This window comes from Janthinobacterium sp. GL_088 (genome assembly GCF_057837845.1).
Map to the genome: position 1 here is coordinate 5,649,940 of NZ_CM174453.1, position 17,500 is coordinate 5,667,439.

The 17,500-nt window shown below is 61.2% G+C and carries 14 protein-coding genes; 9 read left to right on the forward strand and 5 right to left on the reverse strand.

What is annotated here, in order from left to right; translation table 11 throughout:
• Nucleotides 1–10: 10 nt before the first annotated feature.
• Both msbA and AC3IQ7_RS25185 read left to right on the forward strand, forming a co-directional pair.
• Nucleotides 11–1,744 carry a lipid A export permease/ATP-binding protein MsbA gene (msbA, locus tag AC3IQ7_RS25180; RefSeq protein ID WP_489207617.1) on the forward strand — a complete coding sequence of 578 codons (1,734 nt, stop codon included), beginning with the start codon at nt 11–13 and terminating at the stop codon, nt 1,742–1,744.
• Between the two features lie 35 nt (nt 1,745–1,779).
• Nucleotides 1,780–2,880, forward strand: coding sequence for a glycosyltransferase family 9 protein (locus AC3IQ7_RS25185; protein ID WP_489207618.1), 1,101 nt, complete (start codon nt 1,780–1,782; stop codon nt 2,878–2,880).
• A 15-nt stretch (nt 2,881–2,895) separates the two neighbouring features.
• Here the strand turns inward: AC3IQ7_RS25185 and AC3IQ7_RS25190 are convergent, their stop codons facing one another.
• From AC3IQ7_RS25190 to AC3IQ7_RS25205, 4 genes are all read right to left on the reverse strand, one after another.
• On the reverse strand, nt 2,896–3,507 hold the full coding sequence (locus AC3IQ7_RS25190) for a response regulator transcription factor (RefSeq protein ID WP_489207619.1): 612 nt from the start codon (nt 3,505–3,507) through the stop codon (nt 2,896–2,898).
• Complete coding sequence (locus tag AC3IQ7_RS25195; protein WP_489207620.1) at nt 3,494–5,089, reverse strand: ATP-binding protein; 1,596 nt, start codon at nt 5,087–5,089, stop codon at nt 3,494–3,496. The genes AC3IQ7_RS25190 and AC3IQ7_RS25195 overlap by 14 nt, the downstream gene beginning before the upstream one ends.
• Before the next feature lie 118 nt (nt 5,090–5,207).
• Entirely contained in the window at nt 5,208–6,596 is a 1,389-nt protein-coding gene (locus AC3IQ7_RS25200) for an ATP-binding protein (RefSeq protein WP_099378141.1), read from the reverse strand.
• Nucleotides 6,593–7,279, reverse strand: a complete 687-nt coding sequence (locus tag AC3IQ7_RS25205; RefSeq protein ID WP_099378199.1) for a response regulator — start codon at nt 7,277–7,279, stop codon at nt 6,593–6,595. The genes AC3IQ7_RS25200 and AC3IQ7_RS25205 overlap by 4 nt, the downstream gene beginning before the upstream one ends.
• Before the next feature lie 157 nt (nt 7,280–7,436).
• Between AC3IQ7_RS25205 and AC3IQ7_RS25210 the strand changes: the two genes are divergently transcribed.
• The 4 genes from AC3IQ7_RS25210 (at nt 7,437) to AC3IQ7_RS25225 (ending at nt 10,318) form a co-directional block, all read left to right on the forward strand.
• Nucleotides 7,437–8,258 (forward strand): MipA/OmpV family protein, encoded by an 822-nt coding sequence (locus tag AC3IQ7_RS25210; RefSeq protein WP_489207621.1) that lies wholly within the window; start codon nt 7,437–7,439, stop codon nt 8,256–8,258.
• Nucleotides 8,259–8,361: 103 nt separating this feature from the next.
• Nucleotides 8,362–8,901 (forward strand): universal stress protein, encoded by a 540-nt coding sequence (locus AC3IQ7_RS25215; RefSeq protein ID WP_099378143.1) that lies wholly within the window; start codon nt 8,362–8,364, stop codon nt 8,899–8,901.
• Between the two features lie 54 nt (nt 8,902–8,955).
• The gene (locus tag AC3IQ7_RS25220) at nt 8,956–9,954 is read left to right on the forward strand and encodes a VirK/YbjX family protein (RefSeq protein WP_489207622.1); all 999 of its coding nucleotides are present in this window, start codon (nt 8,956–8,958) and stop codon (nt 9,952–9,954) included.
• A 133-nt stretch (nt 9,955–10,087) separates the two neighbouring features.
• A complete protein-coding gene (locus tag AC3IQ7_RS25225; protein ID WP_099378145.1) occupies nt 10,088–10,318 on the forward strand; it encodes a DUF6139 family protein in 231 nt (76 codons plus the stop codon).
• A gap of 63 nt (nt 10,319–10,381) precedes the next feature.
• Here AC3IQ7_RS25225 and dnaE read toward each other — a convergent pair whose 3' ends face one another.
• On the reverse strand, nt 10,382–13,921 hold the full coding sequence (dnaE, locus tag AC3IQ7_RS25230; protein WP_489207623.1) for a DNA polymerase III subunit alpha: 3,540 nt from the start codon (nt 13,919–13,921) through the stop codon (nt 10,382–10,384).
• 213 nt (nt 13,922–14,134) lie between these two features.
• On the opposite strand from dnaE, the gene AC3IQ7_RS25235 reads away from it, so the two are divergent.
• The 3 genes from AC3IQ7_RS25235 to rfbA all read left to right on the forward strand — a co-directional run bounded on the left by AC3IQ7_RS25235 (nt 14,135) and on the right by rfbA (nt 17,497).
• Nucleotides 14,135–15,031: a sulfurtransferase gene (locus AC3IQ7_RS25235; protein WP_489207624.1), complete on the forward strand. Its 897-nt coding sequence runs from the start codon at nt 14,135–14,137 to the stop codon at nt 15,029–15,031.
• A 490-nt stretch (nt 15,032–15,521) separates the two neighbouring features.
• Nucleotides 15,522–16,604 carry a dTDP-glucose 4,6-dehydratase gene (rfbB, locus tag AC3IQ7_RS25240; RefSeq protein ID WP_489207625.1) on the forward strand — a complete coding sequence of 361 codons (1,083 nt, stop codon included), beginning with the start codon at nt 15,522–15,524 and terminating at the stop codon, nt 16,602–16,604.
• Nucleotides 16,604–17,497, forward strand: a complete 894-nt coding sequence (gene rfbA / locus AC3IQ7_RS25245) for a glucose-1-phosphate thymidylyltransferase RfbA (protein ID WP_489207626.1) — start codon at nt 16,604–16,606, stop codon at nt 17,495–17,497. The genes rfbB and rfbA overlap by 1 nt, the downstream gene beginning before the upstream one ends.
• The last annotated feature ends 3 nt before the right edge of the window (nt 17,498–17,500 follow it).

Genomic DNA, 17,500 nt, shown 5'->3' on the forward strand with positions numbered 1-17,500 from the left:
AACCATACCGATGCTCACGCCCGACCTGAAGCGCCTCACCGCGCTGCACGCGCCCTATAAGAAACACCTGGCCCTGGCCTTGCTGGCGATGGTCGTCACGGCGGCCACGGAACCGCTGCTGCCATATGCGCTCAAGCTACTGCTCGACAATGGTTTTGGCGGCAAGGTGAATTTTTCCTTCTGGCTGGTGCCACTGATCGTCATCGGCATCTTTGCCATGCGCGGCGTGTCCACCTTTGCCAGCAGCTACCTGATGAGCTATGTCTCCACGCGCATTCTCAACGAGTTGCGGCGCAGGATGTTCGCCAGCATGCTGAACCTGCCCATCGACTTCTACAACACGCACACGGTGGGCAAAGTCATCAACTCCATCATGTTTGAAGTGCAGCAGATCATCGAAATGGTGACCAAGGTGTTCACTTCGATCGTGCGCTCCTCGCTGACCGTGCTGGGCCTGCTGGCATGGCTGCTGTATCTGAACTGGGCGCTGACCCTGGTCACCCTGGTGCTGCTGCCCGTGCTGACCATCGTCGTGCGCACCACGGGCAAGCGCCTGAAAAAACTCAACCGCGACTCGCTGGCCGTCAATGCCGAGCTGACCCAGGTCATCGAGGAAACCACGCGCGCCCAGCAAGTAATCAAGATCTTCGGCGGCCAGGACTACGAGAAATCGCGCTTCGAAGAGCGTGCCGAGCAATTGCGCCGCTACAGCATGCGCATGACCACGACCTTTTCCGCCACCGTGCCCATCACCCAGGTAATCACGGCCGCCGCCGTGGCCCTGGTCATCGTGATGGCCCTGTTCCAGTCGGAGCAGGGCCAAATCACGGTCGGCGGCTTCGTCTCCTTCATCACGGCCATGCTCATGCTGCTGACACCGTTAAAACAGCTGGCCGAAGTCAACGGCCCCCTGCAGCGCGGCATGGCCGCCGCCGAGGAAGTCTTCCAGCTGATCGACAAGACGCCGGAACGCACGGGCGGCAAGCCGCTCGCTGGCCGCTGCAGTGGCCGCATCGAATTCAGGGACGTGAGCTTTGCCTACCCAGGACATCAGGAGCCGGCCCTGCTGCATATCGATCTGAGCATCGCGCCAGGACAAACGATCGCCTTTGTCGGCATGTCCGGCGGCGGCAAATCGACCCTGGTCAGCCTGCTGCCCGGATTTTACTCGGCCAGCAGTGGCGAAATCTTGCTCGATGGGCAGAATATCGACGCCATCGCCCTGACCAGCCTGCGCAGCCAGATCGCCATGGTCAGCCAGCAGGTGGTGCTGTTCGACGATACCCTGGCCGCGAATATCGCATATGGCGATGCGACGCCGGACCGGCAGCGCATCGAAGCGGCCGCCGCGGCCGCCTTCCTGTCGGACGTCATCGACGGCTTGCCCGATGGCCTGGAAACGCGTTTGGGCGACAACGGCTCGCGCCTGTCCGGCGGCCAGCGCCAGCGCGTGGCCATCGCCCGCGCCATCTACAAGGATGCGCCCATCCTGATCCTCGATGAAGCCACCTCGGCACTGGATACGGAGGCGGAACGGGCCGTGCAGGCGGCACTGGAGCACCTGATGCAAGGTAAAACCACCTTAGTTATTGCTCATCGACTATCAACAATTGAACGTGCGGACCGTATCGTGGTATTGTCACACGGGAAAATAATGGAAACCGGCAGTCACCAGCAATTATTGGATGCCAACGGCGCGTATGCCAATCTGCATCGCCTGCAATTTTCCCAGCAAGTGGTTTGACACCATCGAATGAATACCTGAAATCGTACTGATACATGACGCCTTTGATTCCCGCCGAACTTCTACAAAAGTCGGACAAAATTCTTTTCATCGCCCATCTGGCGCTGGGAGACTTTACCTACCTGCAAAACGGTTTCCGCGCCTTTGCCGCGGCCTATCCGCATATCCAGATCCACCTGTGGGTCGACGAAGTCCGCCGCACGTCCGACGCCAAGCAATGGGAAGGCTTGCGCACCTATTCGCTGTACGACTGGGTAGAGCAATCGGGTCTGTTCGCCAAGGTATACCGCAAGACCTACAGCCCGGCGCTGTACGAAGAGTCACTGCGCGAAGCCAAGGCGGAACACTATCCCGTCGTCGTGTCGCTGGCCCACGTACGGCCACAGCAGTACGCGGATCTTGCCCGCGCGATCAGCCCGCACGGGCTGGTGATCGGCACGCGCAAACCGTTCAGCCCGCTACGTCCCTGGCATTACCTGGCCTACCGCAAGATCGATGCCGTACTGGCCTCGTATGCAGGACAGGATGCGGGCGAGCACCATATCAGCAGCGTGTATGCGGACTGGTTCCATCAATTGACGGGACTCGACATTCCCGTGGCCGAACGCTATCCCTTCGTGCATATTCCCGAGCACGCGCTGCAGCAGGCGCAAGAGCAGCTGGCCGCCTGGAACTTTGCCCCGCGCCAGGGTCCGCTCGTACTCCTGAACCCATTTGCCAAGTCGCACAAGCGCGGCTGGCCGCTGGAGCGCATCGTCGAGCTGATCGCGCGCATGCAGGCGATGCCGAAGTGGGCAAATGCCTGTTTCCTGATCAATGCCATGCCGCAGGAACTGGCCAAGGTGGATGCCATCGTGCAGGCGCATGGCTTGCCGCGCACGCAAGCTTTCAGCGCTGTCGACAACTTTTTCCAGCTGCCAGCCATGCTGGCGCAATGCGACCTGATCATTTCAGTGGAAACGTCGATCATGCACCTGGCGAACGCCGTGCATGTGCCCGTGGTGGCGTTGATGCGCAAGAAGAATCCGGAATGGGCGCCGTTCGACAGCGCCAACAGCACCGTCATCACGGTGGCGCGACGTAGCGACTGGGTCAAGGCGATCTCGGTCGATCAGGTATTGCAGACCATCGCCTAGACCACGCCGCAGCGGCTAGCCGCTGCCCAGCATGCTGATGCGCACCAGGTCGGCCACATTATCGACACCGAGCTTGTCCATCAGGCGCGCCTTGTGCACTTCCACCGTGCGCACGGAAATGCCCAGTGCAGGGGCGATATCGCGGTTGTGCTGCCCCGTCACCACCAGTTGCATCACTTCCCGCTCGCGTGGCGTCAGAGCGCGCAGCAAGGCTTGCCCCTCCACCTGGCGCAGCAATTGGCCGCGCGCATGCGCCTCGCGCGAAAACGCTTCCTCAATGGCTGCCAGCAGCTTGTCGTGGTCAAACGGTTTTTCCAGGAAATCGCTGGCCTGCGCCTTGAAAGCCTGGCGCGCCAAAGTGACGTCGCCATGTCCCGTGATAATAATGACGGGCAGCATGCATTTAAGCTCCAGCAAGCGGCGCTGCAGGCTCAGGCCATCCATGCCCGACATGCGGATATCGACCAGCAGGCAGCCGGCCCACTCTGGCCGCCAGCTGTGCAGGAAATCCTCGCCGCAGGAAAACAGGGCTGTGCGGTAACCGCGTATGCCCAGCAGCAAACCCAGCGCATCGCGCACGGCGGGATCGTCATCCACGATAAACACCGTCAAATTACTTGTCACCATACTCTCCTGTAGCGGCCGCACTGGCGCGCGCCAGGGGCAGGACAAAACGAAAAATGCCATGCTTGCCCACTTCGGCCCATAGCTGGCCGCCATGCGCTTCGACGATGCTGCGGCTGAGCACAAGCCCCAACCCCAGGCCGCTGGCCTTGGTCGAGACAAACGGTTCGAACAGGCGTGCCGCCAGGCTGTTGGAAATGCCGGGCCCGCTATCCTCCACGGACAGGCGCAGCCGCCCGCCTTCGAGCCGCTCGGCCGAGACCGTGATGCGGCGCCGGCCGCGCGGCTGGCCCATCACCGCATCCTGCGCATTGGCCAGTAAATTACGCAACACCAGCTCGATTTGCAGGCGGTCGGCATTGACGGCCAGCGGCGACGGCGGCGCCAGCATCAGCTCGATGCCATGCTCATGGAACAGCGGCGTGAACTGGCGCGCCATGCCCTCGATCAAGGCGCCCGCCTCCACCGCTTCGAGCTGCATCGCGCCCGTGCGGAAAAAGTCGCGCAGGCGGCGCACCACGTCCGCGGCGCGTCCCGATTCCACGATCATGTGCCCCACTGCGCCCTGCAGCAAGGCGCCCGTCTCTCCCCGTTCCAGCAAGTATTCGCACGCTTTGCCATAGGTCGACAAGGCCGTCAGCGGCTGGTTCAGCTCATGCGCGAGCGCGGCCGCCATCTCGCCGGCGGCCGCCAGGCGCATCGTGTGTTTCAGTTCGTCGGCCACCTGGCGCATTTCATCGACGACGATGCCGATAAAAAATCCCACCAGCGCCAGCACGGCATCGAGCAGCTGCAATTCATAAAACTGGATATCGACCGCATGCGTCCATTTCACCAGGGTGATGATGCACAGTTGCAATACAAACACGGCCAGCACGGCGCCATGCAAGCCCTGGCGCGAGGCGGCCCAGATCACGGGGAGAAACAGGAAATAGAAATGCTTGTATTCGGAACGCACGATGGAACCGAAAAGGCTCCACAGCACGAAACTGGCGAGGGCCAGATACGCCAGGGTTTCCCAGCGCCACACGGCGGCATGCAGGCGCTCACGCCCCCGTTCGCTGAACAGCACCCAGATCAGCGGCATCGATACCAGCATGCCGACCATGTCGCCGATGCCGAAGCGCCAGACTGCCGTCCCCCATTCGCCGGCCGGGATGCGTCCCGTCAGCGACAGCAGGGAAATGTAGCCGAGCGCATTGAGCACGGTGCCAAGCAGCACGATGGCAACCCAGGCGCTCAGGCGGCGCCGGTTGTCGAAGATGTCGCTGCTGCTGAAACTGCGGCGCAAGACTGCGCCCATACCGCCATAGCCGAGCACCAGCCACGCCGAACAGAGCAAGGTCAGGGGCAGGCCTGCCGGCATGCCGCGCACCAGCACCTCGCCGGCCACTAGGGCGATAAACCACGGCAGCGCCGCCTTGCGGCCGTGGATCAGCCAAAATACCAAGCCCAGCGCGGGATCCGGATTCCAGGGGGTAATGTTCAGCCCGTACATCGGATCGATATACGTGGCCCAGTCAAATAGCAGATACAGGCCGACAAAGGCGGGATACGGCAGGTAGCGGGACAGGAATGGGCGCATAACGGTGTTTTTTAACTGTCCCGCATTATGCATCGCAAGCGTGCGCCACGCCATGCCATCTTGCGTTATAAGCACATGAAATAATCTTCATGCAATGCCGCAAGGGGCGCCAGCGCAGTCAGGCCTCGGCCAGCGGCAAGCGCACCTCCACCAGCAAGCCCAGACCGCCATTGCCTCTGTGCAACTGAATCGTGCCGCCGTGCTGGCGCACGACGGACGCGACAATGGACAAGCCCAGGCCGCTACCCGGCTGCGCCTGCTGCGGCGCGCGGAAAAAACGGTCGAATACGCGTTCATACAGCGCCGGCGCGATGCCCGGTCCCTGATCGGCCACATGCAACACGGCCTGGCCCCGCTCCGCATGCAGCGACACCGTCACGCTGCTGCCGCGCGGGCTGTACTTGATGGCGTTCTCCACCAGGTTGTCGATCAGCGAGACCAGGCTCTCGCGCTGTCCGGCTACGCTGAGCGAGACGCTGGCTTGCAATTCGAGCTCGATATCGCCCGCCTGGGCCAGGCCGGACAGAGCCGCCAGGCGGTCTTGCAGCAAAGTATCGAGCGCCTGCCGCCGCGGCAACTCTCCCCCGCCCGCCTGCACTTCGCTGCGCGTGAGCTGCAGCAGCTGGCCTACCAGACGGGTGGCGCGGTTGCCGCTGTTCAAGATACCGTCCAGCAGCTCTTGCTGGCGTGCATCGTGCGCCTGCCCCTGCAAGGCTTCGACATTCACGCGCATGGCCGCCAGCGGCGTGCGCAGCTCATGCGTGGCGTCGGCGATGAAGCTGCGTTCGCGCGCCGCACTGGCATCGACCCGCTGCAGCAGGGCATTGATATTGTCGACCAGCGCCGCCAGTTCGCCATGCGGCGGCTTGAAGGCCAGCGGCCGCAAATCCTGCGGTCCGCGCGCCGCCACTTCCTGCGCCACCTTGCGCCATGGGCGCATGGCCAGGCGAATCGACAGCCAGGCCGGCACCAGCAGGAACGGCAGGCTGATCAGCAGCGGCAACAGGTAGTAGCCGCGTGAATTGATCGTGATGAAAAATTGCCAGGCGCCGCCCACCTCCAGCACCGTCACGCGCGTGGCCCCTTCGGACAGGCTGCGGCTGCGCCAGGCCTGGCCCTTGATATACACCACCTCCATCTGCTCGGGCCCGGCGCTGCGGATGCCGCTGGGCGCTGCGGGGGACTTGTAGACCAGCTTGCCTTCGCGCCAGACGAGGATACGCGGCGCCAGCTCCGGCACCTGCCCCATTTCAAATTCCTCGCGCAAGGCTTCGTCGATGGCGCGCAAGCTTTGTTCCTGGCGCTGCGGCTGCTCCGCCAGGTTATCGGCCACGCTGATAATGGCGTGCAAGACGCCGCGGCTCACAGTACTCGCTTCGCTCGTTCCCTCGAACAGCACATACGCCACGGCCAGGCTCCACAGCACGGTCAGCATCAGCATTTGCGCCATCATCAGGCGGCGCACCAGGGTGGGCCGGCGCAGCATGGCCCAGAAACGCCCCATCATGCGCCGGCACCGGGCGAAGTGGATGTCTCGCCCTGCTGGTCGATGACATAGCCGACACCGCGCACGGTACGGATATATCCCTCGCCGATCTTGCGGCGCAGGTTGCCCATATGCACATCCAGGGTATTGCTGGCATTCGCCAGCCCGCCGGGCAAGATATGCTCTTCCAGCACGCGGCGCGTGATGACGCGATTGGCGCGCATCAGCAAGGTCTTCAGCAGGGCATATTCACTGGCCGTCAACTCCACGGGCCGTCCATGCACGCTGACCCGGCGCGTGGGCACCTGCAGCAGCAGGCCGCGCAATTCGATGGTGTCGCCATCGAAGCCATAGCTGCGGCGTGCCAGGGCGCGCACGCGCGACAACAGCTCGGCCAGCACGAAGGGCTTCACCAGGTAATCGTCGGCGCCGCCGTCCAGGCCCCGCAAGCGCTGTTCCAGCGTATCGCGGGCGCTGAGGATCAGCACCGGCAGGCGCGCCGCGCGCAGCCGGGCCAGCAAATCAAGGCCATCGCCGTCGGGCAAGCCCAGGTCCAGCAACACCAGCTCACAACTGTCGTGCTCGATGCTGCGCGCCGCATCCTCCAGGCTGCGCACCCAGACCACTTGCATGCCCTGGTCGCGCAGGGCGATCCGCACGCCATTGCCCAGGTCCATATCGTCTTCAATCAGCAGTATCTTCATGGTGAGTATTAAACCACCGCAAGCTGAAGAATGGGTAAAGAAGCGCTCTTCATGCAATCTTAATAAAAGGCTCATTTTTCCTTCATGGCAAGGATGGATACTGTCGGCAGTCAATCGAGCCACTCCGGCCTCGGTTCTCCACCTGACGGAAAACACCATGCACGCACCCACAACCCTGCTGACCGCGCTGGCACTCGCCAGCGGCATGATCCTCAACCCGCTGGCCGCCGCGGCGGCCGAACCCGCCGCGGAAAATGTCTTCACCATCGGCGGCGGCGTCGCTGCCGTGTCCAGCTATTCCGGTGCCGACAAGCTGTCGGCCTCGCCCCTGATCATCCTTGATTACGCCATGGCCAATGGCTTGTTCATCAGCACCTCGCGCGGCCTCGGTTATGGCGGCCAGGCCGGGCCCTTCAGCTACAGCGCCGCGCTGGGCTACCGCGGCAAGCGCGAAGACCACAAGCGCACGGGCATCAACGGCTTCGGCGGCAGCGATTATCTGAAGGGCATGGGCGAAGTCAAGGGCAACGCCAGCGCCCTGCTCAGCGCGGGCTATTCGCCCTTGCCGGGCCTGTCGCTGAGCGTGTCGAGCGACATTCCCCTGTCGAATCGCGAAAATGGCGCGAATGTGCATTTCGGCGCGACGGGCCAGGTCTACGGCAGGTCCGATGCCAAGGGCATGCAAAAGGACAGCGTGAGCATCGGCGGCCAGCTGGGCTGGGGCGAGCGCAAGTACGTGCAGACCATGTATGGCGTGACGGCCACCCAGGCTGCGAATACCTCGTTCAAGCAATACACGCCCAAGGGTGGTTTCTATGAAGCCCAGGCCACCGTCAACTGGGAGCACCGCTTCGATGCGCGCTGGGGCATCAATACCCTGGTCGGCGTCGAGAGCCGCCTGGGTGACGCGGCCAAGAGCCCCATCGTGCAGCGCAAGACCTCCCCGATCGGTGCCGTGTATGTCACCTACCGCTATTAAAACAAGCGCGGCATAAGGGGAACCCGTACGCTGTTTCGCCAATTTACAGGGCGCGGGGGCATGGATAAGATGAACTGGTTTTTCCACCACGGCCACTCCTTCCATGCATGCATCGCGCCTTGCCCCGCAACGCCACCGCGCCCCGGACAGCGCCGCGGGCGCCTGCGGCAAGCCGGGCCAGGATACCTTGCTGCTGCTCTTGCCCGTCAAGCGCGCCAGCGACATCATCTACGGTGCGCGCTACGCCAGGCGCCTGCAGGAATGGGGCATCCAGGTCAGCGTCAGCCTGCTGCACGTGACACCGGCGCCAGCGCGCCGGACAGATGGCTTGCCCCAGCACAGCGCCGGCGCATGCCATGCGCTGGACCTGGCCACGCAGCAGATGATGCACGAGGCGGGACTGTATCTGAGCCGCTCTCAACTCGCCTTCAGCACGCATATTTTTGCCGGCGAGCTGCTGTTTACGATCCTCGATACGGCCGAACTGCTCGGTTGCCACGAAATCGTCCTGCCAGCCCTGCGCCATAGTCCCTGGCAGCGCCGTTTTTCCGGTGCGCTGGCGCGCAAACTGGCGCGCGCCACGCGCAGCGCCACGGTATTGCTGGCCGACACCGACGGCATGAGCGGGCCGCCGCCGGCCTGAAGCGCAGCCAGCACCCTGCGCCAGGCCCATCCACATCCACATGAAAACTCTTTGATGAAACAAGCTATTACCCTGCACGCGGGCCTGAGCAATATGCCACCAGGCATTTCCCGCGTACGCGAGCTGCTCAAGCTGCAATTGCGGGCACAGCTGCAGCGCAGGCAGACGCGCATCTGGCTGCAGTTGCTCAATTCCCACCCCGTGTTCCAGGACTTGCTGCAAGCCTACCCGCGCCTGATGCACAAGGTGTACCGCCCTTACCTGAGCACGAACCTGTCATGCCGCCAGCGCGTCGCCTTGCTGGTCGAGCACTATCATTTCATCCTGCAACAAGGCTGGGGCAAGTTGATGACGCAGGCGGCGCGCGCGCCCGTGCGGCTGGGTACCGTACCGGGAAAATCGGGCGCGCCCTACCACCTGCAGCTGTGTTCGCTACAACCGATGGACCGCGAAGGCGAGATGGTCCTGCAACTGGCGCATGGCGATGACGTGATCTACTCGGTCGCGTTTTCCTTTTTCGGTTCCCGCGCGCGCGCCAGCATGGGCGTGGGCATAGGCTGCATCCAGGGTCCGCGCGGCGCGGAAGGCTTGCGCCGCGTACGCGAGGCAACCCGCGACCTGCATGGCATGCGCCCCAAGGCCCTGATGGTGCGCCTGGTGCGCCAGCTGGGACATGAACATGGCTGCCGCAATATGGTGCTTGTAGGCAACGCCAACCGCGCCGTCCACCATTCCGCAAAAAAGGGCCGGCTGTTCGCCGATTACAATTCCCTTTGGCAAGAACTTGGCGCGCAGGCACGCAAGGATGGCGATTTTGAGCTGCCATGCGAAAACCTGCCCCTGCCTGTCCTGGAAGACATACCCTCGAAAAAGCGCTCGGAAGCACGCAAACGCCACGAACTGACGCTGGCCATGATCAGCAGCCTGCGTAGCGGCCTCGATACCCATCGCAGCCCGGTGCAGGTCGCCACGGCAGGCGCTGCGACAGCCGCCAACGAGGTACGGCAAGCGGTCGATCTGGATGACGACGACTACGCCTCCGCTGTCGCCTGAGTCCCCTGGCCACCGCGCGATGGCGCTCCTGCGGCACACGCTTCAACCCATGCGCGGCGCAATCCTGTTACGCTAGCACTATCGGCATGCCCTGCGGTGCGCCGGTTCCCCCAACGCTTACTAGGAGGCACTCATGCGCGTAGACATCTACCGCCGGGCCGAGCACGACGGCATTTTTTCCTATCTCGCCGTGCCGGAAGGAAAGCTCATTCCGGAAGAAGTTACCAATACTGACTGGCAGCTGGAAGTACGCGCCAGCGAAGTGGCCGACGATGCCGAGATCTTGCCCAGCTACCATATCGAACAGCCGCACCAGCAGATCGCCGCCAAAGGCTATGCGATCACAGGCCTGAAAGACATGTAAACGAAAAAAGCCAAACCAGCATGTCTGCGGTTTGGCTTTGTTGCCTGCGCCGGGCGGTGCCGGTCAGTATTCGACCGCCACTTCTTGCGCGCCCAGCATCTGCTCCAGCGCCATCTGCAATTCATCCGATGGCGCCACTTTCCATTCGTCGCCAAACTGCAGCACGCAGCTGACGCCTTGCGGGCTGACCTTGGCGGCGATCGGCAGTCCGTCCGCCGCCCGGTGCGGCATGATCACGTCGCTGATGCGTTTCATGTCCAGCGTCGTGGGCAAGGTCAAGCCCAGCTGGCGGCCATATTGCACGCGCGCGGAGATGATGTCAAAGGCGCTCTCGGCCGTGATGCGCAAGCCGCCCGAAAAACGGTCTTCCGACACCTTGCCCACGACGGCCAGGAATTCATCTTCCTTGAAGATTTTCCGGTTCGAGTCGAACAGTTCGCCGTACACCGTCACTTCCACCGTGCCGCTCTTGTCGTCCAGCGTGACGATGAGGATCTTGCCGCGCTGCGTCATCTGCGTGCGCAAGCCCGTGATGACGCCAGCCATCATGCGCGGTTCGCGCGACGGCGACAGTTCCGACAGTTTCGTGCGCGCAAAACGGCGCGCCTCGGGCGCATACGAATCGAACAGGTGGCCGGACAGGTAAAAGCCCAGCGCAATCTTTTCTTCCGTCAATCGCTGCTTGTCGCTCCACACGGGCACCTTGACGTACTCGGGCGGCGCCACCATGTCGCTGTCGTCGCCGCCAAACAGGCTCACCTGGTTGGCGGCCTTGGCCGCCTGGTCGGCGCATTCCATGGCGAACGCCACGGACGCGAGCAGGATGGCGCGGTCGACCTTCAGGCAATCGAAGGCACCGCTGCGGATCAGGGATTCGATGGTGCGGCGGTTGATCTGCTTTTTATCCACGCGCTTGCAGAAATCGAACAGGCTCGTAAATGGCCCGCCCGCCTCGCGCGCGGCGATGATGGCTTCGATGGCGTTCTGGCCCGAGCCTTTCACGGCGCCCAGACCATAGCGGATCTGCGTGACTTTCTTGCCGCTCACGGACGGCGCCGCGCCGCTCGGCATGAAGCGGTAATCGGATTCATTGATATCCGGCGGCAACAAGGTCAGCTTGCAGATTTCCAGCGAGTCTTCCACCAGGATCTTGATTTTGTCCGTGTCGTCCATGGCCAGCGACAAGTTGGCGGCCATGAAGGCGGCCGTATGGTGCGCTTTCAGGTAAGCCGTGTGGTACGACAGCAAGGCGTAGGCGGCGGCGTGCGATTTATTAAAACCGTAGCCGGCGAACTTTTCCATCAAGTCGAAGATCTCGTCGGCCTTTTCCGCCGTCAAGCCATCTTTCGCCGCACCGGCGCGGAAGATTTCGCGGTGCTCGGCCATCTCTTCGGCCTTCTTTTTACCCATGGCGCGGCGCAGCATGTCGGCGCCGCCCAGCGAGTAGCCGCCGACGATCTGCGCCATCTGCATCACCTGCTCCTGATACACCATGATGCCGTAGGTTTCGGACAGAATCGATTCCGTGCGCGGATCGGGATAATCGAAACGTTCGCCGTGCTTGCGCTTGCAGAAGTCGGGAATCAGGTCCATCGGGCCCGGACGGTACAAGGCCACCAGCGCGATAATATCTTCAAAGCGGTCGGGACGCGCATCTTTCAGCATGCCCTGCATGCCGCGCGACTCGAGCTGGAACACGGCCACGGTCTTGGCCTTGGTCAGCAAGTCATACGATGGCTTATCGTTCAGCGGCAACGTTGCCAGATCGAAATTGGCTTGCGCCGGATCGAGCTGCTTGATGTAGCGCACGGCGCGGTCGAGAATCGTCAGGGTCGTCAGACCCAAAAAGTCGAACTTCACGAGGCCGACGGCTTCCACGTCATCCTTGTCGTACTGCGACACGACGCCCGAGTCACCACCCTGCGTGTACAGCGGGCAGAAATCCGTCAGCTTGCCCGGGGCAATCAGGACGCCCCCCGCGTGCATGCCGATATTGCGCGTGATGCCTTCGACCTGCTGCGCCAGGTCCAGCAGCTGCTTGACCTCTTCCTCGTTTTCCAGGCGCTCCTTGAGCAATGGTTCCTCTTCGATGGCATCGGCGATCGACACGGGCTTGCCCGGCTTGAACGGAATCAGCTTGGAGATGCCGTCGCAGAAGTTGTAGCCGAAGTCCATCACGCGGCCCACGTCGCGGATCGCGCCCTTGGCCGCCATGGTACCGAAGGTGGCGATCTGCGAGACCGCCTCCTTGCCATACAAATCCTTGACGTGCTGAATGACGCGGTCGCGCCCTTCCTGGCAAAAGTCAATATCGAAGTCGGGCATCGAGACGCGCTCGGGATTCAAAAAGCGCTCGAACAGCAGGTTGTACTGCAATGGGTCAAGGTCGGTAATCAGCAGCGAATACGCCACCAGCGAACCCGCACCCGAACCGCGGCCCGGACCGACAGGCACGCCGTTTTCCTTGGCCCACTGGATAAACTCGGCCACGATCAGGAAGTAGCCGGGGAACTTCATGTTGCAAATCGTGTCCGTCTCGAACTTCAGGCGGGACTCGTAGCGCGGGCGCTCCTTTTCACGGCGCTCGGCATCGGGATACAGCTGCAATAAGCGTTTTTCCAGGCCGGCCTGCGATTCGGCGACGAGGAACTGGTCGATCGTCATGCCGGGCGGGGTGGGGAAATTCGGCAACTGCGGCTTGCCCAGGGTCAGGGTCAAGTTGCAACGCTTGGCGATTTCCACGGAATTGGCCAGCGCGGCCGGCAAGTCGGCGAACAGTTCCGCCATGTCAGCCTGCGACAGGAAGCGCTGACTGTCGTTAAAGCGTTTCACGCGCTTGGCGTTGGCCAGCATTTCGCCTTCGGCGATACAGGTGCGGGCTTCGTGGGCAATAAATTCTTCTGGAGAAATAAATTGCACGGGATGCGTGGCCACCACGGGCAAACCCAGCTTGGCCGCCAGGGCCACCGCATGGCGCACCTGCGCTTCCTGGTTGGCCTGGCCGCCGCGCTGGATCTCGACATAGAAATGGCCAGGGAAAATCTCGGCCCAGCGCTGGGCGTTGCGCTCGGCCAGGGCCAGGTTGCCATTCTCGATAGCGATGCCGACATCGCCAAAGTGCGCGCCCGACAGCACGATCAAGCCATTCGCCGCGCTTTCGCCCGGGTACAAGTCGTAGGTATTCGTCGCCAGGGCCTGCAGCCACTCGATGCGCAGCTCGGCGCGCCCCTTGTACTGGTTCGTCAGCCAGGCCGTCGACAGCAGTTCGCACAGTTGCAGATAGCCCATGCGGTTCTTCGCCAGCAACAGCAGGCGCGATGGTTTTTCGCGGTTGTCGTCATTCGTGATCCACACGTCGACGCCGACGATGGGCTTGATGCCCTTGCCGCGCGCCTCCTTGTAGAACTTGACCATGCCGAACAGGTTCGACAGGTCGGTGACGGCCAGCGCCACCTGCTTGTCCTTCGCCGCCGCCTTGACCACGTCGTCGATGCGCACCAGGCCATCGACGATCGAGTACTCCGAGTGCACGCGCAAGTGGACGAAGGCAGGACCGGGCTGCATCGCTTGCTGTGAACCTGCCGGAGCGCCGGCCTCTTGCATTACCATTTCCATCCTGTGTACCGTTTCGTGCAAAATTCAATGGGGTCTATTCTACCGCGTCGCGGGTGCGGACCGGCGGTGCGGCCCTCGGTTGCGGGCAAGAAATTCCTGCCGTGCACAGCCCGCCGGCACGGCAAAACGTGGCTGGCCGGGTATCCCGCCTGGCCTGTCGGGCTTATAATATCGGCTGTTCAGTCTAACCCGATCGCCATCATGCAAGCCATCACCCCAGCAACACCCGCCGTTTCCGCCGCCGTCAGCCCGCTCGCCGCCACGTTTGTCAATATCGCCGCGTATAAATTCATTACGCTAGCCGATACGGAAGCCATGCGCCCCTTGTATCAGGAGCAATGCCTGGCGCTGGACCTGAAGGGTACGATCCTGCTGACGCCGGAAGGCATCAACATGTTCCTGTCCGGCACGCGCGAGCATATCGATGCCTTTCTCGCCTGGGTGCGCAGCGACGAGCGTCTGGCCGACCTCGAGTGGAAAGAAAGCTTGTCGAACGAGCAATCGCACAAGCGCATGCTGGTCAAGCTGAAAAAAGAAATCATCACCATGCGCATGCCGCTGATCAAGCCGGAACTGGGCCGCGCCCCGTCCGTCGACGCGCACACGCTCAAGCGCTGGTTAGATGCCGGCGTCGACGATGCGGGCAAATCCGTGGTCATGATGGAAACGCGCAACGCTTTTGAAGTGGACGTGGGTACGTTCAACAATACGCTCGATTACCGCATCGACAAGTTCACGGAGTTCCCGGCCGTGGCGGCCGCCCACAAGGATGAACTGGAAGGCAAGACCGTCGTGACCTTCTGCACGGGCGGCATCCGCTGCGAAAAGGCCGCCATCCACATGAAGGAAATCGGCTACGACAGCGTGTACCAGCTTGACGGCGGCATCCTGAAGTATTTCGAAGAAGTGGGCGGCGAGCACTACACGGGCGACTGCTTCGTCTTCGACTACCGCACGGCGCTGAACCCGAAACTGGAACCGACGGAAACCGTGCAATGCTTCGTCTGCCGCGCCGTCGTCACGCCGCGCCAGCAATTGGCGCCGGAATATGTGTATGAGGTGTCTTGCCCAAACTGCTACGATAAGACGATGCCTTGATGCGCTTACGATGTCGCCATTTCCCCGGCGACATCTTTCAAAAAAATCAATTGCACATTGGCAATTGATCAGCATTTTCTCTGCCAGGCTTGGCAGTGTCCAGGCGGCTCAAAAAGCAAACAAATGTAACAATATTGGATTTGTTTGCCATTCTCATAAACACTAGCTTTCCCTGGCTCAGTGAGTCATGCGGAAAATTCAACCGGCGGCGGCTTCATGCCGACCTGCCCACATGCCGCTTGCCTATGGGAAAAGAACAACATACCTTGCGGAAAGCGTTGACCAGGACGCGCCAAAACTGCTGCAAACATGGCAATTTAAGGGGTTCTGAATTATAATCAAGAGTTAAGGATTGATTGATGTTTTCAGTTATTAACATCATGAAATATACGCATCTTGGATAGACAGATTCTCGTTGCCTACTATTATTATTAAAGAAATGAATTAAGCAGCATCTCTTATTTGTATTTTTTTTGCACAGGAAGCTCAGATGATTTTAGTGACAGGTGGCGCAGGCTTTATCGGATCGAATTTCGTTCTGGATTGGCTCGCGCAAAGTAATGAACCGGTAATTAATCTGGATAAGCTGACGTATGCAGGAAATCTGAATAACTTGCTGACAGTACAGAACGATCCACGCCACCTGTTTGTCAAAGGCGACATTAATGACGGCGCCTTGCTGGCACAGTTATTGGCACAGCATAAGCCACGCGCCATCGTGCATTTCGCGGCGGAGAGCCATGTCGATCGTTCGATTCATGGGCCAGCAGAATTCATCAGCACCAATATCAATGGCACCTTCAGCCTGCTGGAAGCGGTGCGCGCCCATTGGCAAGCACTGCCTGAAGCAGAACGCGCAGCATTCCGCTTCCTGCATGTCTCGACCGATGAGGTGTACGGAACACTGGGACCGGACGATGCGCCATTTACAGAAACCACGCCTTATGCGCCCAACAGCCCTTACTCGGCAACAAAGGCAGCGTCGGACCATTTGGTGCGCTCCTATCATCACACGTATGGCTTGCCGACGCTGACCACCAATTGCTCGAATAATTATGGCTCGTACCACTTCCCGGAAAAGCTGATTCCCCTGATTATTGCCAACGCGCGCGCAGGCAAGTCCTTGCCGATCTATGGCGATGGCCAGCAGGTGCGCGACTGGTTGTATGTCAGCGATCACTGCACGGCCATTCGCCGGGTACTGGAAAGCGGACGCACCGGAGAAACCTACAATATCGGCGGCTGGAACGAAAAAGCCAATCTCGACGTCGTCCATACCCTGTGCGATATTCTCGATGAGCTGCAACCGAAGGCAACTGGCGGCAGCTATCGCGAACAAATCAGCTATGTTGCCGATAGGCCAGGCCATGATCGGCGCTATGCCATCGATGCGCGCAAAATTGAGCGCGAACTGGGCTGGAAGCCGGCAGAAACCTTTGATACGGGCATCCGCAAGACGGTGCAGTGGTATCTGGACAACGATGCATGGGTGCGCGACGTCCAATCCGGTGCCTACATGACATGGCTGGAAAAAAACTATACGGCCCGCGCCGAACAGAAAACGGAGGCTTGATGGAAGCCAAACTGGCCCGCAAGGGCATTATCCTGGCCGGGGGTTCGGGCACACGACTGTATCCCGTGACCATGTCGGTCTCGAAGCAACTGCTGCCCGTGTACGACAAGCCGATGATTTACTATCCGCTGACAACGTTGATGCTGGCGGGAATGCGCGACATCCTGATCATTTCCACGCCCGCCGATACGCCCCGTTTCCGGGAGTTGCTCGGTGACGGCAGCCAATGGGGGATTAACCTGAGCTATGCGGTACAGCCGTCACCCGATGGTCTGGCACAGGCGTTCCTCATAGGCCGCGAGTTCCTGGGCGATGCGCCCTCGGCATTAATCCTCGGCGACAATATTTATTATGGCCATGATTTCGAATCGAGCCTGTCTGCCGCTTCCGAGCGCACGGAAGGCGCGACCGTGTTTGCCTATCATGTGCAAGATCCGGAGCGCTATGGCGTGGTGGAATTCGACGCGAATCAGCAAGCCATCAGCATCGAAGAAAAACCCTTGCAGCCAAAGTCGAATTATGCCGTCACCGGTCTGTATTTTTACGACAAGGACATTGCCGACATCGCCGCATCGATCAAGCCGTCCGAACGGGGCGAACTGGAAATTACCGATGTCAACCGCGTCTATCTGAACCGCGGCACGCTGAAGGTGGAACGCATGGGCCGCGGCATGGCCTGGCTCGATACGGGTACGCACGAGTCGCTGCTCGAAGCCGGCCAATTTATTGCCACCATCGAACACCGCCAGGGCTTGAAAGTTGCCTGCCCTGAGGAAATTGCTTACCGCAAAGGCTACATCACTGCCGCCCAGCTGGAACAACTGGCCCAACCGCTGAAAAAGAACGGTTACGGACAATATTTATTACGCCTGTTGAATGATAAGATTTTTTAAGCC